At 52.2% G+C, this 24485-nt stretch carries 20 protein-coding genes and 2 tRNA genes; 4 read left to right on the top strand and 18 right to left on the bottom strand.

What is annotated here, in order from left to right; genetic code table 11:
• Positions 1-187 precede the first annotated feature (187 nt).
• The 3 genes from ubiU (at position 188) to ACUY4Q_RS03030 (ending at position 3208) form a co-directional block, all read left to right on the top strand.
• Positions 188-1183, top strand: a complete 996-nt coding sequence (ubiU, locus tag ACUY4Q_RS03040) for a ubiquinone anaerobic biosynthesis protein UbiU (protein ID WP_458045628.1) — start codon at positions 188-190, stop codon at positions 1181-1183.
• An 8-nt stretch (positions 1184-1191) separates the two neighbouring features.
• Positions 1192-2070: a U32 family peptidase gene (locus tag ACUY4Q_RS03035; protein WP_458047243.1), complete on the top strand. Its 879-nt coding sequence runs from the start codon at positions 1192-1194 to the stop codon at positions 2068-2070.
• Between the two features lie 130 nt (positions 2071-2200).
• Positions 2201-3208, top strand: coding sequence for a luciferase-like monooxygenase (locus tag ACUY4Q_RS03030; RefSeq protein ID WP_458045627.1), 1008 nt, complete (start codon positions 2201-2203; stop codon positions 3206-3208).
• A 56-nt stretch (positions 3209-3264) separates the two neighbouring features.
• Here the strand turns inward: ACUY4Q_RS03030 and mtr are convergent, their stop codons facing one another.
• The 12 genes from mtr to ACUY4Q_RS02970 form a co-directional block, all read right to left on the bottom strand.
• Entirely contained in the window at positions 3265-4509 is a 1245-nt protein-coding gene (gene mtr, locus ACUY4Q_RS03025) for a tryptophan permease (protein ID WP_458045626.1), read from the bottom strand.
• A 137-nt stretch (positions 4510-4646) separates the two neighbouring features.
• Entirely contained in the window at positions 4647-6572 is a 1926-nt protein-coding gene (locus tag ACUY4Q_RS03020) for a DEAD/DEAH family ATP-dependent RNA helicase (RefSeq protein ID WP_458045625.1), read from the bottom strand.
• Positions 6565-6645 carry a protein YrbN gene (yrbN, locus tag ACUY4Q_RS03015; protein WP_123349176.1) on the bottom strand — a complete coding sequence of 27 codons (81 nt, stop codon included), beginning with the start codon at positions 6643-6645 and terminating at the stop codon, positions 6565-6567. Before yrbN ends, ACUY4Q_RS03020 begins: the two co-directional genes overlap by 8 nt.
• A gap of 107 nt (positions 6646-6752) precedes the next feature.
• Entirely contained in the window at positions 6753-7637 is an 885-nt protein-coding gene (gene nlpI / locus ACUY4Q_RS03010; RefSeq protein WP_458045624.1) for a lipoprotein NlpI, read from the bottom strand.
• A 107-nt stretch (positions 7638-7744) separates the two neighbouring features.
• Positions 7745-9880, bottom strand: coding sequence for a polyribonucleotide nucleotidyltransferase (gene pnp, locus ACUY4Q_RS03005; RefSeq protein ID WP_458045623.1), 2136 nt, complete (start codon positions 9878-9880; stop codon positions 7745-7747).
• Positions 9881-10126: 246 nt separating this feature from the next.
• The gene (gene rpsO / locus ACUY4Q_RS03000; RefSeq protein ID WP_004385056.1) at positions 10127-10396 is read right to left on the bottom strand and encodes a 30S ribosomal protein S15; all 270 of its coding nucleotides are present in this window, start codon (positions 10394-10396) and stop codon (positions 10127-10129) included.
• Between the two features lie 143 nt (positions 10397-10539).
• Positions 10540-11487 (bottom strand): tRNA pseudouridine(55) synthase TruB, encoded by a 948-nt coding sequence (gene truB, locus ACUY4Q_RS02995; protein ID WP_458045622.1) that lies wholly within the window; start codon positions 11485-11487, stop codon positions 10540-10542.
• Entirely contained in the window at positions 11487-11897 is a 411-nt protein-coding gene (gene rbfA, locus ACUY4Q_RS02990; protein WP_458045621.1) for a 30S ribosome-binding factor RbfA, read from the bottom strand. The genes truB and rbfA overlap by 1 nt, the downstream gene beginning before the upstream one ends.
• 88 nt (positions 11898-11985) lie before the next feature.
• The gene (gene infB, locus ACUY4Q_RS02985) at positions 11986-14673 is read right to left on the bottom strand and encodes a translation initiation factor IF-2 (RefSeq protein WP_458045620.1); all 2688 of its coding nucleotides are present in this window, start codon (positions 14671-14673) and stop codon (positions 11986-11988) included.
• Between the two features lie 24 nt (positions 14674-14697).
• Entirely contained in the window at positions 14698-16185 is a 1488-nt protein-coding gene (gene nusA / locus ACUY4Q_RS02980) for a transcription termination factor NusA (protein ID WP_458045619.1), read from the bottom strand.
• 28 nt (positions 16186-16213) lie between these two features.
• A complete protein-coding gene (gene rimP, locus ACUY4Q_RS02975; protein ID WP_437887888.1) occupies positions 16214-16666 on the bottom strand; it encodes a ribosome maturation factor RimP in 453 nt (150 codons plus the stop codon).
• A 208-nt stretch (positions 16667-16874) separates the two neighbouring features.
• Positions 16875-16951: transfer RNA gene (locus ACUY4Q_RS02970), tRNA-Met, on the bottom strand.
• A 382-nt stretch (positions 16952-17333) separates the two neighbouring features.
• On the opposite strand from ACUY4Q_RS02970, the gene argG reads away from it, so the two are divergent.
• Positions 17334-18677 carry an argininosuccinate synthase gene (argG, locus tag ACUY4Q_RS02965; RefSeq protein WP_458045618.1) on the top strand — a complete coding sequence of 448 codons (1344 nt, stop codon included), beginning with the start codon at positions 17334-17336 and terminating at the stop codon, positions 18675-18677.
• Positions 18678-18856: 179 nt separating this feature from the next.
• Here argG and ACUY4Q_RS02960 read toward each other — a convergent pair.
• From ACUY4Q_RS02960 to rlmE, 6 genes are all read right to left on the bottom strand, one after another.
• Positions 18857-18943: transfer RNA gene (locus ACUY4Q_RS02960), tRNA-Leu, on the bottom strand.
• A gap of 11 nt (positions 18944-18954) precedes the next feature.
• Positions 18955-19287 (bottom strand): preprotein translocase subunit SecG, encoded by a 333-nt coding sequence (gene secG, locus ACUY4Q_RS02955; protein WP_458045617.1) that lies wholly within the window; start codon positions 19285-19287, stop codon positions 18955-18957.
• A 227-nt stretch (positions 19288-19514) separates the two neighbouring features.
• Positions 19515-20852 (bottom strand): phosphoglucosamine mutase, encoded by a 1338-nt coding sequence (glmM, locus tag ACUY4Q_RS02950; protein WP_458045616.1) that lies wholly within the window; start codon positions 20850-20852, stop codon positions 19515-19517.
• On the bottom strand, positions 20845-21693 hold the full coding sequence (gene folP / locus ACUY4Q_RS02945; protein WP_458045615.1) for a dihydropteroate synthase: 849 nt from the start codon (positions 21691-21693) through the stop codon (positions 20845-20847). Before folP ends, glmM begins: the two co-directional genes overlap by 8 nt.
• Positions 21694-21789: 96 nt before the next feature.
• The gene (ftsH, locus tag ACUY4Q_RS02940) at positions 21790-23721 is read right to left on the bottom strand and encodes an ATP-dependent zinc metalloprotease FtsH (protein ID WP_458045614.1); all 1932 of its coding nucleotides are present in this window, start codon (positions 23719-23721) and stop codon (positions 21790-21792) included.
• Between the two features lie 55 nt (positions 23722-23776).
• Complete coding sequence (gene rlmE / locus ACUY4Q_RS02935) at positions 23777-24406, bottom strand: 23S rRNA (uridine(2552)-2'-O)-methyltransferase RlmE (RefSeq protein WP_458045613.1); 630 nt, start codon at positions 24404-24406, stop codon at positions 23777-23779.
• Between the last annotated feature and the right edge of the window lie 79 nt (positions 24407-24485).

Raw genomic sequence — 24485 nt, 5'->3', positions numbered from 1 at the left:
TGCCATGGCGGCGTAAATCAACAATTACGTAAGAAGAATGCATCGATTATTGCCACCACCAATACACATTTAACTGCCTCAAATCAAAAATTGTCGCAACCAGGTTAACTAGAATCCCAGTTCATTAACAATTTAGCGACCCCAACGGGTTGTCTGGGCCTGCGTGCCCCGGATTGCAGGAAATATTATGGAGTTGCTCTGCCCGGCCGGAAACCTCCCGGCGCTCAAGGCGGCCATTGAAAACGGCGCCGATGCCGTCTATATCGGTCTGAAAGACGATACCAACGCCCGCCACTTCGCTGGCCTCAACTTTACTGAGAAAAAACTGCAGGAAGCGGTGAGTTTTGTTCATCAGCATAAACGGAAGCTGCACATTGCTATCAATACCTTTGCCCATCCTGATGGCTATCAACGCTGGGAACGGGCCGTGGACATGGCGGCAGGAATGGGGGCGGATGCGCTGATTCTGGCCGACCTTGCAATGCTGGAGTATGCAGCAGCGCGTTATCCGCATATCGAACGCCACGTTTCTGTTCAGGCGTCGGCCACCAATGAAGAAGCTATCCGATTCTATCATCGCCACTTTGACGTCTCCCGCGTGGTTCTCCCGCGCGTGCTGTCGATTCATCAGGTGAAACAACTCGCCCGCGTCACCCCTGTCCCGCTGGAAGTGTTTGCTTTCGGCAGCCTGTGCATTATGGCAGAGGGGCGCTGTTACCTGTCTTCGTACCTGACCGGTGAATCACCCAATACCGTCGGAGCCTGTTCTCCCGCTCGGTTTGTGCGCTGGCAGCAAACGCCGCAAGGGCTGGAATCACGGCTGAATGACGTGCTGATTGACCGTTATCAGGATGGCGAAAACGCAGGGTATCCAACGCTGTGTAAGGGGCGCTATCGGGTGGATGGCGAGCGTTATCATGCCCTCGAAGAGCCCACCAGCCTGAATACCCTCGAGCTGCTGCCTGAGCTGCTGGCAGCCAATATTGCCTCCGTCAAAATTGAAGGACGCCAGCGAAGCCCGGCGTATGTGAGCCAGGTGGCCAAAGTCTGGCGACAGGCCATTGACCGCTGCATGACCGATCCCCAGCACTATGCCCCAGAGCCTGGCTGGATGAGTACGCTGGGGGCGATGTCGGAAGGCACGCAAACGACTCTTGGCGCGTACCATCGCAAATGGCAGTAGGAAACATGATGAAATATTCACTCGGACCGGTGCTGTACTACTGGTCAAAAGAGACGCTGGAGACCTTCTACCAGCAGGCTGCCGTCAGTAGTGCGGATGTTGTTTATCTCGGTGAGGCCGTGTGCAGTAAACGTCGGGCAACCAAAGTGGGCGACTGGCTGGATCTGGCAAAATCTCTCGCCAGCAGCGGCAAACAGGTGGTGATTTCCACCCTGGCGCTGGTACAAGCCTCCTCAGAACTGAACGAACTCAAGCGCTACATCGATAACGGCGACTTCTTGCTGGAAGCGAGCGACCTTGGCGTTGTTAACCTTTGTGCCGAGCGTAAATTGCCGTTCGTCGCAGGGCATGCGTTGAATGTTTACAATGCGGTCACGCTGCGCCTGTTGCTTAAGCAAGGTATGACGCGCTGGTGCATGCCGGTTGAGCTCTCACGCGACTGGCTAATCAATTTGCTTAATCAGTGCAGCGATTTGGGCATCCGCGAACAGTTCGAAGTGGAAGTGTTGAGTTATGGCCACCTGCCGCTGGCTTACTCTGCGCGCTGCTTCACCGCACGCTCAGAAGACAGGCCGAAAGATGAGTGTGAAACCTGCTGCATAAAATATCCCCTTGGGCGTGACATGCTGTCGCAGGAAAATCAGCAGGTGTTTGTGCTTAATGGTATTCAGACCATGAGTGGCTACGTATATAACCTTGGTAACGAGCTGAAATCGATGGCGGGTCTTGTCGATATGGTGCGTCTTTCTCCGATGGGCGAGGAGACCTTTGCCATGATTGATGCCTTCCGGGCCAATGAACAGGGCACCTCCCCGCTACCACTGACAGCGAATAGCGAGTGCAACGGCTACTGGCGACGCCTGCCAGGCTTACAACTCCAGCAGTAAAGATACGCAAAATCACGCAAGCTGCATCAAGGCGGCGTGAAGGATAAAATGTAAAAGCTCACTTTGTTAACAACGGTTATCGAATTTTCATGCACTATTAAATAATTCGCCGTCAACAAAGTGAGCTGACATGACTGATAAAACTATTCCGTTTTCGGTGCTGGATCTGGCACCGATCCCGCAAGGCTTCTCGGCGCGAGATGCCTTTTCACACTCACTGGACCTTGCTCGCCTGGCCGAAAAGCGAGGTTATCACCGCTACTGGCTGGCTGAACATCATAATATGGTCGGTATCGCCAGCGCAGCGACCTCTGTACTGATTGGGTATCTGGCAGCTAATACTACCACCCTGCACCTGGGTTCCGGTGGTGTGATGCTGCCCAACCATTCGCCGCTGGTGATTGCCGAACAGTTCGGTACGCTGAATACCCTTTATCCCGGACGTATCGATTTAGGTCTGGGCCGTGCGCCTGGAAGCGACCAGCCCACGATGCGCGCCCTGCGCCGCCATATGAGCGGCGATGTCGATAACTTCCCGCGCGATGTCGCTGAACTGGTGGACTGGTTTGATGCCCGCAACCCGAACCCACAGGTGCGCCCGGTTCCCGGCTATGGCGAACACATCCCCGTGTGGCTGTTGGGTTCCAGCCTCTACAGTGCACAGCTGGCCGCACAGCTTGGGCTGCCGTTTGCTTTTGCTTCACACTTCGCCCCGGATATGCTCTTCCAGGCATTGCACCTCTATCGTACCCAGTTCAAACCGTCGGCGCGCCTCGACAAGCCGTACGCGATGGTCTGTATCAACGTTATCGCCGCCGACAGCAATCGCGATGCGGAGTTCCTGTTTACCTCAATGCAGCAGGCATTTGTGAAGCTGCGTCGTGGGGAAACCGGGCAACTGCCACCGCCGGTGGAGAATATGCATCAGCTCTGGTCGGCCTCCGAGCAGTATGGCGTTCAACAGGCGTTGAGCATGTCGCTGGTTGGCGATAAAGCGAAGGTGCGTCATGGGCTTGAATCCGTTCTGCGTGAAACCCAGGCCGATGAGATTATGGTCAACGGACAGATCTTTGATAATCAGGCCCGTCTGCATTCATTTGACCTGACGATGCAGGTGAAAGAGGAACTGCTGAGGTAGCGTTTCCCCCTCACCTTCTCACACAAGGAGAGGGTGAGGGGATCAGACTGTTCTGTCTACCGATACACCGGCAACAGATCAAAGCTCGACAGCACATGCACCACCGCATTGCCGAGACCAAACAGCAGAATTAATACAATCATCGGTGTGCCGCCCCAGACGCGAAATGCCGGGCTACCAAAACGCTTACGCGACGCTTTTGCCAGCAAGGCAGGGACAATCGCCGCCCAGATGGTGGCCGCCAGTCCCGCATAACCAATCGCGTACAAAAAACCATTCGGCCACAGCAATCCACCCACCATCGGCGGTAAAAAGGTCAGCAGCGCGGTCTTGAAGCGCCCAAGGGCGGAGTCATCAAAGCCAAACAGGTCTGCCAGGTAATCAAACAAACCAAGTGTTACCCCCAAAAATGAACTGGCAACGGCAAAGTTAGAAAAGACCACCAGCAGCAGATCCAGACTGCGACTGTTCAGCACACCGCTCAGCGCCTGCACCAACACATCGATATTGCCGCCCTTCTGGGCGATACCAATAAACTCAGGACGCGGAATGTTACCCATTGTCCCCAGCAACCACACCATGTACAGCCCCAGTGCCAGCAGCGTGCCGTAAACCAGGCAGCGCGTGATAGTTCGCGGATCTTTCCCGTAAAACTTCATCAGGCTGGGGACATTACCGTGGTAACCAAACGAGGCAAGGCAGAAAGGCAATGTCATCAACAGGTAGGGGGTGTAGGAGGTATTCGCTTCCGCCGCGTTGAAGAGCGTTGCTGGCTGCACGTGGCCTAACAGGCTGCCAAAGGTCAGGAAGAAGGTTATGACTTTGGCACCGAGCACAATCGCTGTCATCCTGCTGACAGCACGCGTAGAAAGCCAGACGATAAAGGCGACCAGAAATGCAAAGGCCAGCCCGGCAGCACGAGGCGCAATATCAAACGACATTTCCGCAAAGGTATGGTGCAGGATAGAGCCGCTCGCCGAGATATAGGCGTAGGTGAGGATATAAAGCACAAAGGCAATTGAGAGACCGTTAATCACATTCCAGCCACGCCCCAACAGATCTTTGGTGATGGTGTCGAAGCTCGCACCAATGCGGTAGTTGAGGTTAGCTTCAAGAATCATCAGACCGGAATGCAGCATACAGAACCAGGTAAAAACGAGTGCCGCTATCGACCAGAAAAACCACGCACCTGACATAACCACGGGCAATGAAAACATGCCTGCGCCGATGACCGTCCCGCCAATAATCACCACGCCGGCCAGCAACGAAGGCGTTGCTTGAGTGGTTGTCAGTGTTGCCATGAAAGTTTGCTCCTGTAAGCATGAATACCGCAACATTGTACCAGTACAGGAGTACAAAACAGATAAAAGAAACCCCGATGGTTTCATCGGGGTTTGTATTTAAAACTTTACAGCTTGTAAAGCAGCACTACCGGTAATTATGCATCACCGAAGCGACGACGGCTGGTGCCTTCTTCGCGGCGTGGAGCACGACGCTCACCGCTGAAGCTACGACCTTCACCACGACCGCCTTCGCGACGTTCGCCGCCACCGAAGTTACGGCCGCCTTCACGACGCTCACCGCCACCGAAGTTACGACCACCGCCAGCAGGACGATCGCCATCACGACGAGGACCACGGTCCGCGCGAGGCTGAGCATCACCCATCAGTTGCATATTCATCGGTTTGTTCAGAATACGCGTGCGGGTGAAGTGCTGCAGAACTTCGCCCGGCATGCCTTTCGGCAGCTCGATGGTAGAGTGCGTACCAAACAGTTTGATGTTACCGATGTAACGGCTGCTGATATCACCTTCGTTAGCGATAGCACCCACGATGTGACGCACTTCAACACCATCATCACGGCCCACTTCGATACGATAAAGTTCCATTTCGCCAGCATCACGACGCTCACGACGTGGACGATCTTCACCACCACGCTCAGGACGGTCGCCACGCGGGCCACGGTCATTACGATCGCCGCGACGTTCGAAACGCTCGTCACGCTCACGGAATTCACGCTTAGGACGCATCGGCGCATCAGGCGGAACGATCAGAGAACGTTCGCCCTGTGCCATTTTCAGCAGCGCAGCGGCCAGTGTTTCAACGTCCAGTTCTTCACCTTCCGCGGTCGGCTGGATTTGCGCCAGCAGCGCACGGTACTGATCCAGATCGCTGCTTTCCAGCTGCTGCTGTACTTTGGCGGCGAATTTTTCCAGACGGCGTTTGCCCAGCAGTTCTGCGTTCGGCAGTTCCACTTCTGGAATGGTCAGCTTCATGGTGCGTTCGATGTTACGCAGCAGACGACGTTCACGGTTCTCAACGAACAGCAGCGCACGGCCAGCACGACCCGCACGACCGGTACGACCGATACGGTGAACGTAAGATTCGGAATCCATCGGGATGTCGTAGTTAACAACCAGGCTGATACGTTCAACGTCCAGACCACGTGCTGCCACGTCGGTTGCAATCAGGATATCCAGACGACCGTCTTTCAGACGTTCCAGCGTCTGCTCACGCAGTGCCTGGTTCATATCGCCGTTCAGCGCAGCACTGTTGTAGCCACTACGTTCCAGCGCTTCGGCCACTTCCAGAGTCGCGTTTTTGGTACGAACGAAGATGATCGCCGCATCAAAATCTTCTGCTTCCAGGAAACGAACCAGCGCTTCGTTTTTACGCATACCGTATACCGTCCAGTAGCTCTGGCTGATATCCGGACGAGTCGTCACGCTGGACTGAATACGCACTTCCTGAGGCTCTTTCATAAAGCGACGGGTAATGCGACGAATGGCTTCCGGCATGGTTGCAGAGAACAGCGCGGTCTGATGCTCAGCCGGGATCTGCGCCATGATGGTTTCAACGTCTTCGATGAAGCCCATACGCAGCATTTCATCGGCTTCGTCCAGTACCAGACCTTTCAGGCCGGACAGATTCAGCGTGCCACGTTTTAAGTGATCGAGCAGGCGACCCGGGGTACCCACAACAACTTGTGGTCCCTGACGCAGGGCGCGCAGCTGCACGTCATAACGCTGGCCGCCATAAAGGGCTACCACGTTTACGCCATGCATATGTTTAGAGAAATCAGTCATCGCTTCTGCAACCTGAACAGCCAGTTCACGGGTTGGAGCGAGTACAAGGATCTGCGGTGCACGCAGTTCCGGGTCAATGTTGTTCAGCAGCGGCAGCGAGAACGCTGCAGTTTTTCCGCTACCGGTCTGGGCCATACCCAGCACGTCACGACCAGACAGCAGGTGCGGAATGCACTCAGCCTGGATCGGAGAAGGTTTTTCGTAACCGAGATCGTTAAGGGCTTCAATAATAGAGGTTTTCAGCCCCAGATCGGAGAAAGTGGTTTCGAATTCAGCCATGTAGTACGAGTGCCTCAATGTCAGTGGCGGCCAGTCTACATAACTCATCGTGAAATTGATCTGCAATTTTCATTGAAAAGTGTGAACCGGCTCAAAGTAGATGTATTGACGAACAACAACGCCCTCACCAGTTAAGATGATGGCAATCAAAAGATTACGGGCTGATGTCTATGTCGTCAGCTATTGCTGGTCCGATTCTGCCAGGTCGTCTTGCTCCTGGCCCAAGAGCGATAATTCCAACAATGCATAACGGTGCTCAACGAAGTTGTGTACGTTGTTAGCGACCGCTAATTTGAACAGTGCCGTAGCGCTGTCCTTTTCCCCCAGACTTAGGTAGTACTTACCTAAATAGAAGTTGGTTTCACTGAGATGCTCAGCGAGCGAGGTGTTATCCGTTGCGTCCGCCTTCAGGCGTTCCATTAACGTAGCTTCGTTAATGTTGCCCAGGTAGAACTCGACAATGTTCCATCCCCATTGCTCTTTATCCGATTTTTCGAAGCGCTGGGACAGTGCTTCTTTTGCCTGCTTCTCGTCAAGCTTACGCTCGGCGACATAAAGCCACAGGCTACGGAAAGGATCATTGGGATCGTCTTGATAAAACGCTAGCAGATCATCTTGCGCTAACTTGTCACGACCGCCGTAATACAAAGCGATTCCGCGATTCAAGTGCGCGTAGTTGTAAGTTGGATCAAGCTCAAGTACAGAATCAAACGCTTCATAGGCAGCATCAAAATTGCCTGCCTGCGTTAAATAAATGCCTAAGTAATTGAATACTTCAGGCATATCGGGTCGAATGGCCAACGCTTGTGAAAAATCATTTCGCGCCAGTGCCCTCAGACCGAGACTATCATACAACACTCCGCGCTCATATAAAAGCTGTGCGCGTTCATCATCGGATAAAGCCCGACTGGCAAGAATTTGTTCCATGCGTGCCAGAATCACTTCCTGCTGCAAAGTCGGTTGCAATGGCACCGCGAGGACTTCGCTCTTACGCCAGGCAGAGTTGCTGCATCCTGCCAGCGTTAAAGCTGTCGCAACGAAACACCAGCGCAAAAAAGGCTTCATTTCCCACTCCCGAAGACAACAATTGGATGAACGTCCTGTCCCCCGGCTGCAAACACGGCGTCCTGCCCGATAATGCGCCCTCCACCGTAGTGGAGGGCAAAACAACCTTACTCGCCCTGCTCTGCTTGCTGCGCTTCCGGCGCACCTGCAGGCTGAGTTTGTTCGGTAGCTTCTTTAATGCTAAGACGGATACGGCCCTGGCGATCAACTTCCAGAACTTTTACCGGTACTTCCTGGCCCATCTGCAGGTAATCAGTCACTTTCTCAACGCGTTTGTCGGCGATCTGAGAAATATGAACCAGACCTTCTTTACCGCCACCGATGGCAACAAATGCGCCAAAGTCAACGATACGGGTCACTTTACCGCTGTAGATACGGCCCACTTCGATTTCAGCAGTGATCTCTTCGATACGGCGAATCGCGAATTTCGCTTTCTCACCGTCGGTCGCTGCGATTTTCACGGTACCGTCATCTTCGATTTCGATAGTCGTGCCGGTCTCTTCGGTCAGCGCACGGATAACAGAACCGCCTTTACCGATAACATCTTTGATCTTGTCTGGATTGATCTTGATGGTATGGATACGCGGAGCGAACTGAGAAATGTCGCCACGCGGTGCGTTAATAGCCTGTTCCATCACACCCAGGATGTGCAGACGCGCACCTTTTGCCTGGTTCAGAGCAACCTGCATGATCTCTTTGGTAATGCCTTCGATTTTAATATCCATCTGCAGCGCAGAGATACCTTCGCGGCTACCGGCAACTTTAAAGTCCATATCGCCCAGGTGATCTTCATCGCCCAGAATGTCAGACAGAACAACAAAGTTTTCGCCTTCTTTCACCAGACCCATTGCGATACCTGCAACAGCGGCTTTAATCGGCACACCTGCGTCCATCAGCGCCAGAGAAGCACCACAAACGGAAGCCATCGAAGAAGAACCGTTGGATTCAGTAATCTCGGACACCACACGGACGGTGTACGGGAATTTGTCTGCATCCGGCATCACTGCCAGCACGCCGCGTTTCGCCAGACGACCGTGACCAATTTCACGACGTTTCGGCGAACCGACCATACCGGTTTCCCCTACGGAGTACGGAGGGAAGTTGTAGTGGAACAGGAACGAATCAGTACGCTCGCCCATTAGTTCATCGATGTTCTGTGCGTCACGTGCGGTACCCAGAGTCGCCGTTACCAGCGCCTGAGTTTCGCCACGGGTGAACAGAGAAGAACCGTGAGTACGTGGCAGCACGCCAGTACGTACATCCAGACCACGGATCATATCTTTTTCACGACCGTCGATACGCGGTTCGCCAGCCAGTACGCGGCTACGAACGACGTTTTTCTCGATTGCGTGCAGAATGTCACCCAGTTCGTTAGCGTCCAGGGTTTCTTCTTCCGCCAGCAGAGCAGCAACGGTTTCAGATTTGATTACGTCAACCAGAGCATAACGCTCTTGTTTATCGGTCACACGGTAAGCATCGCTCAGGCGAGATTCTGCCAGGGCAGCAACGCGTGCATTCAGCGCGTCATTTGCTGCTTCTGGCTGCCAGTCCCAACGTGGTTTACCGGCTTCTTTCACCAGGTCGTTGATGTTCTGGATAACAATCTGCTGCTGATCGTGGCCGAAGACCACTGCGCCCAGCATCTGATCTTCGCTCAGCAGTTCAGCTTCGGATTCAACCATCAGCACTGCGCCTTCGGTACCTGCAACCACCAGATCCAGCTTACTTGCTTTCAGCTCTTCCTGGGTTGGGTTCAGTACGTACTGGTCGTTGATATAACCAACGCGCGCGGCACCGATAGGGCCATTGAACGGGATACCTGACAGGGACAGTGCAGCGGATGCACCAATCATTGCAACGATATCCGGGTTAACCTGCGGGTTTACGGAAACCACAGTAGCGATAACCTGAACTTCGTTAACGAAGCCTTCCGGGAACAGCGGACGAACCGGGCGGTCAATCAGACGCGCAATCAGGGTTTCGCCTTCGCTTGGACGGCCTTCACGACGGAAGAAGCCACCCGGGATTTTACCGGCAGCGTAGGTACGCTCCTGGTAGTTAACGGTCAGTGGGAAGAAGTCCTGACCTGGTTTTGCTTTTTTCTGGCCAACAACGGTAACGAATACCGCGGTGTCATCCATGCTAACCATAACGGCTGCAGTGGCCTGACGTGCCATCATGCCGGTTTCCAGCGTGACGGTATGTTGCCCGTACTGGAACTTACGAACGATCGGATTAAGCAAAGTATTATCCTTTCTTAATGAATGGCAGCACATCTTCAGAGTGCTGTCGTTTAAACCCGATCCTCTTTGCATCCTCGCGACTAATGACAACCCTAACCCGTGTTCTCCGGGTAAAGCCTCTCATTAGCCGCGCGAACCTCTGCAACGAAGATCATTCTTAGCAACAATACATTATTGTACCGTTAATTGCTGCCGTCTGGTTGAAAAAAGGGGCCTTACGGCCCCTTTCTCTGAAACTCGCCAGACTTAGCGACGCAGACCCAGACGCTCGATCAGCGCGGTGTAGCGTGCAACATCTTTACGTTTCAGGTAGTCGAGCAGTTTACGACGCTGAGAAACCATACGCAGCAGACCACGACGGCTGTGGTGATCTTTTTTGTGCTCTGCAAAGTGACCTTGCAGGTGGTTAATCTGAGCAGTCAGCAGGGCAACCTGTACTTCGGTAGAACCGCTGTCATTTTCGCCACGACCAAACTCGGAAACGATTTTTGCTTTAGCTTCAACGCTTAGAGACATTTTGAACTCCAGTGATAAAAAAATGAAAGGGTGCCGATCTCTAATTCAGCTACCCCAGTGTAATGCCAAAACAGTGTTAAACAATTGCCCGGCATTAAGCGGCAATATTCTACTCGCAGTGTCTGTTTATCGCAAGGTGAGGCTTAGACTGGCGGGTATTCAACAACCAGGCGGCGTGGCGCAAGTCGCCCGTCAGCCCCCATTTCACCCATACCGATAAACACTGCATTTTCACCTTCTGTAACCCGTACCAGCCCTTCCTGGGTTATCCCATCCGTACGCACTGGCTGACCATTTTTAAAATACGCCGCCACAACAGCAGTGATGTTTACGATGGGATAATCCGCCGCCGGACTGTCCATCGGCATCAGCAAGGGATCCAGAAGGTCGGCTGAAGGAACAGCCTGTGACTCCGCTTGTTCAACTAAAGCCTGTAACTGCTCCAGTGTCACCATTCTCTCCGCCGGGTACTTGCTGACAGCAAGACGACGCAGGAAAGTAACGTGGGCGCCGCATCCGAGCTTTTCACCGAGGTCATCAATGATGGTACGAATGTAGGTGCCCTTTGAGCAGTGAATTTCCAGCTCAAGCTCATTACCTTCGTGGCGAATAAACAGCAGTTCGTACACGATGATGGGCCGTGCCTCACGCGGGACGTCAATCCCCTGACGCGCGTATTCGTACAGCTTTTTACCCTGATATTTCAGAGCGGAATACATCGATGGAACCTGGGAGGTCTCTCCACGGAAGCTCTCCAGCGCGGCGGCAAGCTGCTCGTCACTGAAGGCCACCGGACGCTCTTCAACGACCTGGCCATCTGCATCAGAGGTATCGGTGCGCTGGCCGAGCCGGGCAACCACGCGATAACGTTTATCTGAATCAAGCAGATATTGGGAAAATTTGGTCGCTTCGCCCAGACAAATGGGTAGCATACCGGTCGCCAGCGGATCCAGTGCGCCCGTATGCCCGGCACGATTCGCATTGAACAGACGTTTTACCTTTTGCAGCACATCATTGCTGGAGGCGCCTTGTGGCTTATCCAGCAATAATACGCCATGTATATCACGACCACGACGACGAGGACGACTCATCAGTCCTCCTTGTTATCGCCGCTTTCATCCGGATTCACACGACGCTCATCATCATGTTTCACCACGCTGGTCACGAGGTTTGACATGCGCATCCCTTCAACCAGTGAGTTGTCATAGAAGAAGGTTAGTTCTGGCACAATACGCAGGCGCATCGCTTTGCCTACTAACGTACGGATAAAGCCAGACGCATCCTGCAACGCACGAATACCGGCTTTTACAGACGCTTCATCCTGATCGTTCAAGAAGGTGACAAACACTTTGGCATAAGCCAAATCGCGAGATACTTCAACACCGGAAACGGTGGTCATCATACCTAGTCGCGGGTCTTTGATTTCGCGTTGCAGGATGATGGCAATTTCTTTTTGCAGTTCCTGTGACACGCGCTGTGGGCGACCAAATTCTTTCGCCATGATAAATTCTCCAGACTAAAAAGGGGCCGTTAAGCCCCTTTGATCATTCATGCCGGGTGGCGCTTTGCTTACCCGGCCTACAAAACGATTAATCGATGCTACGTTGGATCTCGATGATCTCGAACACTTCGATCATATCGCCAACGCGAACGTCGTTGTAGTTCTTCACGCCGATACCACATTCCATGCCGTTACGGACTTCGTTAACGTCATCTTTGAAGCGGCGCAGGGATTCCAGCTCGCCTTCATAGATAACCACGTTGTCACGCAGAACGCGGATTGGGTTGTGACGTTTGATGATCCCTTCAGTCACCATACAGCCTGCGATAGCGCCGAATTTCGGTGATTTAAAGACGTCACGTACTTCAGCCAGACCAATGATCTGCTGTTTCAGTTCCGGAGACAGCTTGCCGCTCATTGCCGCTTTCACTTCGTCGATCAGATGGTAGATGACGGAGTAGTAACGCAGATCCAGACTTTCAGCATCAATCACGCGGCGTGCAGAAGCATCGGCACGAACGTTAAAGCCAACCAGGATAGCGTTCGATGCAGCAGCCAGGGTTGCGTCGGTCTCGGTGATACCACCTACGCCAGAACCGATGATCTTCACTTTCACTTCGTCGGTAGACAGTTTCAGCAGAGAATCGCTGATGGCTTCTACAGAACCCTGAACGTCCGCCTTCAGCACGATGTTCACTTCATGAACTTCGCCTTCGGTCATGTTAGCGAACATGTTCTCAAGTTTAGATTTCTGCTGGCGAGCCAGTTTAACTTCACGGAATTTACCCTGACGATAGAGCGCAACTTCACGCGCTTTCTTCTCGTCACGGACAACCGTCGCTTCATCACCCGCAGCAGGAACACCGGACAGACCGAGGATCTCAACAGGGATAGACGGACCGGCTTCGGTGACTTCACGACCCAATTCATCGCGCATTGCACGAACACGACCGTATTCGAAGCCACAAAGAACGATATCGCCTTTATGCAGCGTACCTTCACGAACCAGAACGGTGGCAACCGGACCACGACCTTTATCCAGGAAGGATTCGATAACTGCGCCGCTCGCCATACCATTACGGATAGCTTTGAGTTCGAGAACTTCAGCCTGCAGCAGGATAGCGTCCAGCAGTTCATCAATACCGGTACCGGCTTTCGCAGAGACATGGACGAACTGGCTTTCACCGCCCCATGCTTCCGGCATGATGCCGTACTGAGACAGTTCCTGCTTAACGCGGTCCGGATCGGCTTCTGGCTTATCGATTTTGTTGACCGCAACAACCACCGGCACCTGCGCCGCTTTCGCGTGCTGGATTGCTTCGATAGTTTGCGGCATCACGCCATCGTCAGCTGCAACGACCAGAACAACGATATCCGTTGCCTGAGCACCACGAGCACGCATAGAGGTAAATGCGGCGTGGCCCGGGGTATCCAGGAAGGTGATCATACCGTTGTCAGTTTCAACGTGGTATGCACCGATGTGCTGAGTAATGCCGCCCGCTTCACCTGATGCCACTTTCGTGGAACGGATGTAGTCCAGCAGGGAGGTTTTACCGTGGTCAACGTGGCCCATGATGGTCACGACTGGTGCGCGAGCTTCTGCTGCTGCGCCAGTATCACGGTCACTCATTACCGCCTCTTCCAGCTCATTTTCGCGGCGCAGGGTCACTTTGTGGCCCATTTCTTCCGCAACCAGCTGAGCAGTTTCCTGATCAATAACCTGGTTGATGGTGGCCATGGCACCCAGTTTCATCATCGCTTTGATGACCTGAGAACCTTTCACCGCCATTTTGTTCGCCAGTTCGCCCACGGTGATGGTCTCGCCGATCACAACGTCGCGGTTAACGGCTTGAGCAGGTTTCTGGAAGCTCTGCTGCAGAGAAGAACCTTTACGTTTTCCGCCTTTACCACCACGAACAGCGGCACGGGCTTCTTCACGATCGGCTTTCGACTCAGCATGCTTATTGCCCTTTTTAGCAGGGCGTGCGGCTTTAGTCGTACGAGTACGTCCACGTCCGCCTTCTACTTCACGGTCGTTTTCATCTTCGGCCTGACGAGCGTGCTGAGAGGTGGTGACATGATAATCGCTCTTATCTTCTTCCACTTTCTCTTGCTCAGCCCATACACCTGCATTTTCTTCAGCCATACGGCGCGCGTCATCAGCAACGCGACGAGCGTCTTCTTCAAGCTTACGACGCGCTTCTTCTTCAGCTTTGCGTTTCAGCTCAGCAGCTTCCGCTTCACGGCGGGCTTTTTCAGCATGGGCAGTTTTGGTCATATCGTCGGTTTGTTGATTGCTCACTTTATCTTTTTCCGCAACTTCACGTTTCGCTTTCTCAGCGGATTCACGTTTCGCTTGTTCTGCGGCCTCACGTTCAGCTTTTTGTTGCGCCTCGCGTTTAGCAGCTTCTTCTGCTTCACGACGGGCCTGCTCTTCCGCTTCACGCTGTGCCTGCTCTTCCGCGGCAAGGCGTTCTGCCTCTTGCGGATCGCGTTTTACAAAGGTGCGTGTTTTGCGGACTTCGATTTGTACCGATTTACTCTTTCCACCGGTACCAGGAATATTGAGAGTACTGCGCGTTTTACGCTGCAATGTCAACTTATCCGGGGCAGAACCGTTTTCACGGTTGAGGTGCGCCAGTAAAGTCTGTTTCTCTTGCGCGGACACAGAGTCATTTGCAGACTTCGGGATACCTGCATCAGCAAATTGCTGTACCAGGCGATCCACGGAGGTCTGTATCTCTGCAGCCAGTGTTTTTACGGTTACATCTGTCATGCTGTTCCTTCCTGCTACAGTTTATTACGCTTCGTCACCGAACCAGCAAATATTACGGGCTGCCATGATCAGCTCACCGGCTTTTTCGTCGTTCAACCCTTCAATATCAGCCAGATCATCAATGCCTTGTTCGGCGAGATCTTCCAGCGTACAAACACCACGGGCAGCCAGTTTGAAGGCCATTTCACGATCCAATCCTTCCAGATTTAACAGATCGTCAGCTGGTTTGTTATCACCAAGGCTTTCTTCCTGGGCCAGTGCCAGAGTGGTCAGTGCGTTTTTAGCACGCTCGCGCAGCGCTTCAACGGTTGCTTCATCAAGACCGTCGATTTCCAACAGTTCTTTCATTGGCACATAGGCCAGTTCTTCGAGCGTTGCAAAGCCTTCTTCAACCAGTACAGTCGCGAAATCTTCATCGATATCGAGATACTTCGTAAAGGTATCAATGGCTGCGTGTGCTTCAGCCTGATGCTTAGCCTGCAGGTCATCAACGGTCATGACGTTGAGTTCCCAGCCGCTCAATTGTGACGCCAGGCGGACGTTCTGACCGTTACGTCCAATCGCCTGAGCGAGGTTACCGGCTTCAACTGCGATATCCATGGTGTGCTTGTCTTCATCTACAACGATAGATGCAACATCAGCAGGCGCCATCGCGTTGATAACGAACTGTGCCGGGTTGTCGTCCCACAGGACGATATCAATACGCTCACCGCCCAGTTCGGTTGAAACCGCCTGAACACGCGCACCGCGCATACCCACGCACGCACCGACCGGATCGATTCGCTTATCATTGGTTTTGACTGCGATTTTGGCGCGTGAACCCGGATCGCGGGCTGCGGCTTTAATCTCAATCACTTCTTCACCAATTTCCGGCACTTCAATGCGGAACAGTTCGATCAGCATCTCAGGCTTGGAGCGAGTCACGAACAGCTGTGCACCACGCGCTTCCGGGCGAACGGCATACAGAACACCACGAATACGGTCACCTGGGCGGAAGTTTTCACGCGGCAGCATATCTTCACGCAGGATGACAGCTTCAGCATTGCTGCCCAGATCCAACGTAATGTTATCGCGATTCACTTTCTTCACCACACCGGTGATGATTTCGCTTTCATGTTCACGGAACTGGTCAACAACCATTGCACGTTCAGCTTCGCGAACCTTCTGAACGATAACCTGTTTTGCCGTTTGCGTTGTGATACGGTCAAAGGTTACCGATTCAATCTGATCTTCGACATACTCGCCAACGTTAAAACTTTCGTCTTCGTAGCGGGCAGCTTCCAGGGTGATTTCTTTAGTAGGTTGGGTTACTTCTTCGACAATAACCCAACGACGGAACGTGTCGAAATCGCCGCTCTTACGGTCAATGCTGACGCGCACGTCGATTTCTTGCTCATATTTTTTCTTGGTTGCTGTAGCCAGGGCACTTTCCAGCGCTTCGAAAATCTTCTCACGCGGCAGCGCTTTTTCGTTAGAAACAGCTTCAACAACAGCCAAAATTTCTTTGTTCATCGGGGGCCTTTCACCTCAATCCAGACTGTTAAAAGTGGGGGACCAGGTTCGCTTTCTGAATGTTGCTCAATGCGAACACTTCATCTTTACCTTCGACCGTAACGGTGATCATCTCGCCATCGACACCTTTAATAATGCCCTGCCACTTACGACGGTTTTGTACCGCCATACGCAGAACCAGTGTCACTTCGTCACCTGTAAAACGCTCGTAGTGTTCCGCCGTAAATAAAGGACGCTCAAGACCTGGTGAGGACACTTCCAGGTTATAAGCTACCGTGATGGGATCTTCGACATCCATCACTGCGCTGACCTGGTGGCTAACATCAGCACAATCTTCAACAGTGATGCCATTTTCACTATCAATATAGATGCGCAGCGTAGATGTGCGACTACGCACAAATTCAATGCCAACCAGTTCATAGCCCAGTGCTTCAACCGGTGCAGTGATCATCTCTGTTAATTTTTGCTCTAATGTGGACAAGCCCACCCCCAAGACATAAAAAAAGGGCATATAGCCCAGTTATTTCGTAGTCAGATAACAAAAAACCCCGATAAATCGGGGCTTTAAATAACTGAACCCTAAAGTCGCAACTGCGACCTGGAGAACCTTCCGGGAGTATTTTTTTCAAATCCAGCGACGAAGGCATTAAGTCTTCATAGTATATTTGAAAAAGAACACTTCGGGAAAGTGGTTGCGGGGGCCGGATTTGAACCGACGACCTTCGGGTTATGAGCCCGACGAGCTACCAGGCTGCTCCACCCCGCGCCTGAAACGTGGCAAATTCTACTCGTTTAGCAGAAGATTTGCAAATAATGCTGGGATTTGGTACCGAAGACGGGACGTTAAATCGGCCTCCATTATATTGATAACCACAAGCCACTGTCAACCGCATGCGCTTTGCATTTTATGCGCCTGGCCCTATAGTTATGGGGCCAAATGTTTTTCCCACAACTCGTCGGCGCTCGCCGCCATTTTGGCAACGAAATTTACACTCTTCTCTTCCTGTCATCGCCAAAAGATGTTTAAATGAAAACTCATTTATTTTGCATAATCATTCACTAAATACTTGTTCAGTGCATGGTTAAAAATCATCATGGCGTGGCTGTTAAGTCTCTCACCATAGGTTTATTAAGCAGGGATTTATTTTATGACGACGATTCTTAAGCATCTTCCGGTAGGGCAACGTATCGGTATCGCTTTTTCCGGTGGACTGGATACCAGCGCGGCACTGTTGTGGATGCGCAAAAAAGGTGCGGTTCCTTATGCGTATACTGCGAATTTGGGTCAACCGGATGAAGACGACTATGACGTCATTCCTCGTCGTGCGAAGGAATATGGCGCGGAAAATGCCCGTCTGATTGATTGCCGTAAGCAACTGGTAGCAGAAGGTATTGCCGCTATTCAGTGTGGTGCATTCCACAATACAACCGGTGGACTGACCTACTTCAATACCACCCCTCTGGGACGTGCGGTCACCGGAACCATGCTGGTTGCCGCGATGAAAGAAGATGGCGTTAACATCTGGGGTGACGGCAGCACCTACAAAGGTAACGATATTGAGCGTTTTTATCGTTATGGCCTGCTGACCAATGCCGAGCTCAAAATCTACAAACCCTGGCTGGACACCGATTTTATCGATGAGTTGGGCGGCCGTCTGGAAATGTCCGAATTCATGATTGCGTGTGGCTTCGACTACAAAATGTCCGTCGAAAAAGCCTACTCTACCGACTCAAACATGCTGGGTGCCACGCACGAAGCAAAAGACCTCGAATTCCTCAACTCCAGCGTCAAAATCGTTAACCCGATTATGGGTGTGAAGTTCTGGGACGAAAACGTCAAAATCCAGGCTGAAGAAGTCACTGTTCGTTTTGAGCGTGGTCATCCGGTTGCGCTGAACGGTCAAACCTTCTCTGATGATGTTGAGCTGATGCTGGAAGCTAATCGTATCGGTGGTCGTCACGGTCTGGGTATGAGCGATCAGATTGAAAACCGTATCATTGAAGCGAAAAGTCGTGGCATTTATGAAGCGCCGGGGATGGCACTGCTGCATATCGCCTACGAGCGTCTGCTAACGGGTATTCACAACGAAGACACCATCGAACAATATCATTCCCATGGTCGCCAGTTGGGCAAACTGCTGTATCAAGGTCGCTGGTTTGACCCGCAGGCATTGATGTTGCGCGACGCTCTGCAGCGTTGGGTTGCAAGCGCTATTACCGGTGAAGTCACCCTTGAGCTGCGCCGCGGCAACGACTACTCGATTCTGAACACCGTGTCTGACAACCTGACCTACCAGGCAGAGCGTCTGACCATGGAGAAAGGTGATTCTGTTTTCTCACCGGACGATCGTATTGGCCAGTTGACCATGCGTAACCTGGACATCACCGATACCCGCGCGAAGCTTTTCACTTATACCGAAAACGGCCTGCTCTCTGCATCAAGCAGTAATGGTCTGCCGCAGGTTGAGAATCTGGAAAATAGCGACAAGTAATCGCGATATTGAAATGCAAAAGGCGCCTTAGAGCGCCTTTTTTATTATCTTCGCTTTCTCAATTGCACTGTACGTCCAGCAAAACCAGCAATTAACGTTGTGCCTTAAGTTCCACAGAAGCATGAAGAAAGTGCAGACGAAAAAAAAAGACGCTTTTCAGCGTCTTTCTTTCGGAATATTGGTACTGAGGATGGGACTCGAACCCACAAGCCCGTTAGGGCACTACCACCTCAAGGTAGCGTGTCTACCAATTCCACCACCTCAGCACGACAACTTCTTATTTAGGGATATCGCTGCTCGGTTGTACCGGAGCGGCTGGCTGAGTTTGCTCGGTTTTCGCCGGCGCGCTCAACGTTTCCCATTCACTTCCTTTATTGGTTTTGTTGGTATTGATGTTACCCAACACCAGGCTGATGATGAAGAACAAAGTGCCCAGGATACCTGTTGTACGGGTCATGAAGTTACCAGAACCACTTGAACCAAACAGCGTACCAGAAGCGCCTGCACCGAATGAGGCTCCCATATCAGCGCCTTTACCTTGTTGCAGCATGATCATACCAACCAGGCTAATTGCCACAATAAGGAAAATAACTAAAAGAGCTTCGTACATAATCAACCTGTTCCTTGCGGTGTTGCCGCATCTCAATGCTTCAAACCAATTAAAGCGGGGCTGTTAGCGTTTCCCACTAGAAGCGGGTGTGAATACTAACCAAAGCGAATGACCTTCGCAAGGGCAATTTAATCGCATTGTATCAAGTGAGGAAAAAAACAGCAAAAACACGAACACTGTGCACAGATAAGGCGGCAAATGCCGCCTTTTTAAACACTTATCAGTCGTTATACAGCTTTCACTGCATTGGCAATTCGATTAGCAAAATCTACAACCTGCGCTTCTTCTTCGCCTTCAACCATTACGCGAATAAGCGGTTCGGTTCCCGATTTACGCAGAAGTACACGGCCACGATTGCCCAACGCCGCTTCGACTTCGGCAGTAACCGCTTTAACGGACGCCTCTTCAAGTGGATCATTACTGCCTGCGGTGTAACGGACATTCACCAGCACCTGCGGGAACATCTTCATTCCGCTACACAGATCATGAAGAGTCATATGGTTACGGACCATTGCTGCAACGACCTGCAAGCCTGCGACGATCCCATCACCAGTGGTAGTTTTATCCAGCAGAATGACATGACCGGAGTTTTCAGCCCCGATGCGCCAGCCTTTCTCCTGCATTTTCTCCATGACGTATCGGTCACCCACTTTCGCGCGAGTAAAGGGTATACCCAACTGTTTCAATGCCAGTTCAAGCCCCATGTTGCTCATCAGCGTGCCAACAGCACCGCCGCGCAATTGCCCTTGACGTAGCCCTTCGCGCGCAATGATATAAAGAATCTGATCGCCGTCTACCTTATTACCTTCATGATCAACCATGATCACGCGGTCACCGTCACCATCGAAGGCAATACCCAGGTCAGCTTTTTCAGCAACCACGCGCGCCTGCAGCGCACGAACATCGGTCGCCCCAACCTCTTCATTGATATTAACGCCATCCGGCTCGCATCCCATGGCAATCACCTTCGCGCCAAGCTCACGGAACACGCTAGGGGCAATGTGATAGGTCGCGCCATTGGCACAATCGACCACGATTTTCAGGGCGTTGAGATTCAGCTCATTTGGGAAGGTCGCTTTACAGAATTCGATGTAACGACCAGCGGCATCCACAATTCGGCTGGCTTTACCCAGTTCAGCAGAATCCACGCAGGTAAGCTCTTTTTCCATTTCGGCTTCAATGGCTTCTTCAACGGCATCTGGCAATTTAGTGCCATCAATGGAGAAGAATTTAATGCCATTGTCATAGAACGGGTTATGCGAGGCAGAAATAACGATGCCAGCTTCTGCACGGAACGTGCGTGTCAGGTACGCCACGGCAGGCGTGGGCATTGGACCGGTAAAGGATGCAGAAAGCCCGGCAGCGGCGAGCCCTGCTTCCAGTGCAGACTCAAGCATATAACCTGAAATACGCGTGTCCTTACCAATAATAATTTTTCGTGAACCATGGCGAGCCAATACTTTGCCTGCCGCCCAACCCAGTTTTAAAACAAAATCCGGAGTGATAGGCGCGTCACCCACACGACCGCGAATGCCATCGGTACCAAAATATTTGCGATTACTCATAGCGTTTCTTTTCCTTCGCTGACAATGTGGCTTCCACCACCCGCATGGCTTCTACCGTCTCTTTCACATCATGAACCCGAATAATATGCGCCCCCTGCATCGCTGCAATCACTGCACACGCCAGGCTGCCGTTCAATCGATCGTTCGGACCGAGGTTGAGTAACTGGCCAACCATAGTTTTACGTGACATTCCCACAAGTAGCGGTAGGCCAAAGTGATGAAATTCCGCCAGGCGGGCGAGGAGCGCATAGTTGTGAGAGAGATTCTTACCGAAACCAAATCCCGGGTCGAGTAACAATTTCTCTTTTGAGATACCTGCCCGCTCACATCGTGCAATCTGGTCAATAAAGTAGCGGTTTACGTCAGCAAACACATCCTCATAGCGGGGGGCTTCCTGCATGGTTTTGGGCTGCCCTTGCATATGCATCAGGCAGACAGGCAGTCCCGTTTCCGCTGCCGCCTCCAGTGCACCAGGCTCACTCAGAGAGCGGATATCGTTGATGATGTGAGCCCCGACCCTTGCCGACTCTTTAATTACCTCAGGCTTAGAGGTATCTACCGAAATCCACACTTCAAAACGTTGGGCAATAGCTTCAACGACGGGAATGACACGCGCGAGCTCCTCTTCAACACTCACATCAACCGCTCCTGGTCGGGTGGACTCCCCGCCAATATCCACGATCGTTGCCCCTGCATTGATCATGAGGTTGGCATGTTTCACCGCCTCAATGAGCGTGTTGTGCGTTCCACCATCAGAAAAGGAATCTGGCGTAACGTTCAGGATCCCCATCACATGCGGATGGGAAAGATCGAGGGTGCTGCCCTGTGCATGAAGTTTCATGGTTAAACCTGGGTTTTATAGAGAGTCAAAAAGAAAAACCCCGGAGCATACGCCCCGGGGTTTCATCAGCAGAACCGATCATCAACAGCGGGTAACTTATTTATCACCCAGCTGTTCTGACATGGTGTTACCTGGATTCGGCGTACGTGGTTCATCAACCGGACGTGGCGCACGAGGGGTACCATTACTGTCAGAATTGCTTGTGCCTGGATCTTCCCAGCCAGCTGGCGGACGTACATCACGGCGCGCCATCAGATCGTCAATTTGCGGAGCATCAATGGTTTCATACTTCATCAGCGCGTCTTTCATCGCATGAAGAATGTCCATATTTTCGCCCAGAATAGTGCGAGCACGCTCGTAATTGCGCTCGATTAACGCTTTCACTTCCTGGTCAATGATGCGAGCAGTTTCATCTGACATGTGCTTCGCTTTCGCGACGCTACGGCCCAGGAAGACTTCGCCTTCTTCTTCCGCATACAACAACGGACCGAGTTTGTCAGAGTAGCCCCACTGGGTCACCATGTTGCGTGCCAGATTTGTGGCCACTTTGATGTCGTTAGACGCACCGGTCGAGACCTGGTCAACGCCGTAAATGATCTCTTCTGCAAGGCGACCGCCGTACAGGGTGGAGATCTGGCTTTCCAGTTTCTGACGGCTTGCGCTGATCGCATCCCCTTCCGGCAGGAAGAAGGTCACGCCCAGCGCACGACCGCGCGGGATAATCGTGACTTTATGAACCGGATCATGAGACGGAACAAGACGACCGATAATCGCATGGCCTGCTTCATGATAAGCAGTAGATTCTTTCTGCGCTTCCGTCATCACCATGGAGCGACGTTCCGCACCCATCATGATTTTATCTTTCGCTTTCTCGAATTCAACCATCGAAACAACGCGTTTGTTACCACGGGCAGCAAACAGTGCAGCTTCGTTGACCAGGTTTGCCAGGTCAGCACCGGAGAAGCCCGGCGTACCGCGCGCAATGATCGCCGCATCGATGTCCGGAGACAGGGGAACACGGCGCATATGCACTTTCAGGATTTGCTCACGACCGCGCACATCCGGCAGCCCAACAACAACCTGACGGTCGAAACGACCAGGACGCAGCAACGCAGGGTCAAGAACATCCGGGCGGTTAGTTGCCGCGATAACGATAATGCCTTCATTACCTTCGAAGCCATCCATCTCAACCAGCATCTGGTTCAGCGTCTGCTCACGCTCATCGTGACCACCGCCCAGGCCTGCGCCACGCTGGCGGCCTACGGCATCGATTTCATCGATAAAGATGATGCAGGGTGCTGCTTTCTTCGCTTGTTCGAACATGTCGCGCACACGGGAGGCGCCGACACCAACGAACATTTCAACGAAGTCTGAACCGGAAATGGTGAAGAACGGTACTTTTGCTTCACCAGCAATTGCTTTTGCCAGCAGCGTTTTACCGGTACCTGGAGGGCCGACCATCAGAACGCCTTTCGGGATTTTACCCCCGAGTTTCTGGAAGCGGCTTGGCTCACGCAGGTATTCAACCAGTTCACCCACCTCTTCTTTCGCTTCGTCACAACCCGCAACGTCAGCAAAAGTGGTTTTGATCTGATCTTCAGTGAGCATACGCGCCTTGCTCTTACCGAACGACATGGCACCTTTGCCACCACCGCCCTGCATTTGGCGCATGAAGAATATCCAGACCCCAATCAGCAACAGCATCGGGAACCAGGAAATGAAGATGGAAGCCAGCAGGCTAGGTTCTTCCGGCGGCTCGCCAACCACTTTGACGTTTTTGGTCAACAGGTTATCGAGCAGTTTCGGATCGTTCACCGGGATGTAAGTCGTGTAACGGTTACTATCTTTCTTGGTAACGTTGATCTCACGTCCGTTGATACGCGCTTCGCGAACCTGATCCTGATTGACCTCTTGCAGGAAGGTAGAGTAATCCACCTTACGGCCATTAGACTCGCTGGGCCCAAAGCTCTGGAATACTGACATCAGCACGACGGCAATGACCAGCCAGAGTATTAGGTTTTTCGCCATGTCACTCAAGGGATTAACCTCATATTACAACTGTGTTAAAAACAGCGTCAGGTTACTATAGTTTTCGCCCGGTCGCTACAATGTACACTTCGCGTGAACGGGCACGAGAAGAGTCCGGTTTACGAACTTTCACCTTCGTAAACAGAGAGCGAATTTCTCTTAGGTACTCATCAAAACCTTCGCCCTGAAACACTTTCACTAAAAAACTACCGCCTGGTGCCAGCACATCCCTACACATTCCCAGTGCCAGTTCAACCAGGTACATCGACCGGGGAATATCAACTGCCGGGGTACCACTCATATTGGGTGCCATATCAGACATGACAACTTGCACTTTGCTGTCACCGACACGATCCAGTAACGCTTTCAGGACTAATTCATCACGAAAATCGCCCTGGAGGAAGTCCACACCAACAATTGGATCCATAGGTAAAAGATCGCAAGCGATGATACGGCCGCTCCCACCAATTTGCGTCACGGCATATTGAGACCAACCGCCGGGCGCAGCACCGAGATCGACAACGGTCATTCCCGGCTTAAAGAGTTTGTCACTTTGCTGTATTTCATCAAGTTTAAACCAGGCACGGGAACGTAACCCCTTTTTCTGTGCCTCTTGAACATATTTATCGCTAAAGTGTTCCTGAAGCCAGCGACTCGAGCTGGCAGAACGCTTTTTACCTGTCATTTAACATTCCGTCCGGGTTCATCATATACAGCAACGTAAAATTCCACGCAGCGATTTGGTGATATAAGGGAGATGGCGG

Source organism: Phytobacter cepae, assembly GCF_054165735.1.
This window is presented reverse-complemented; position numbering and strand designations above follow the sequence as displayed.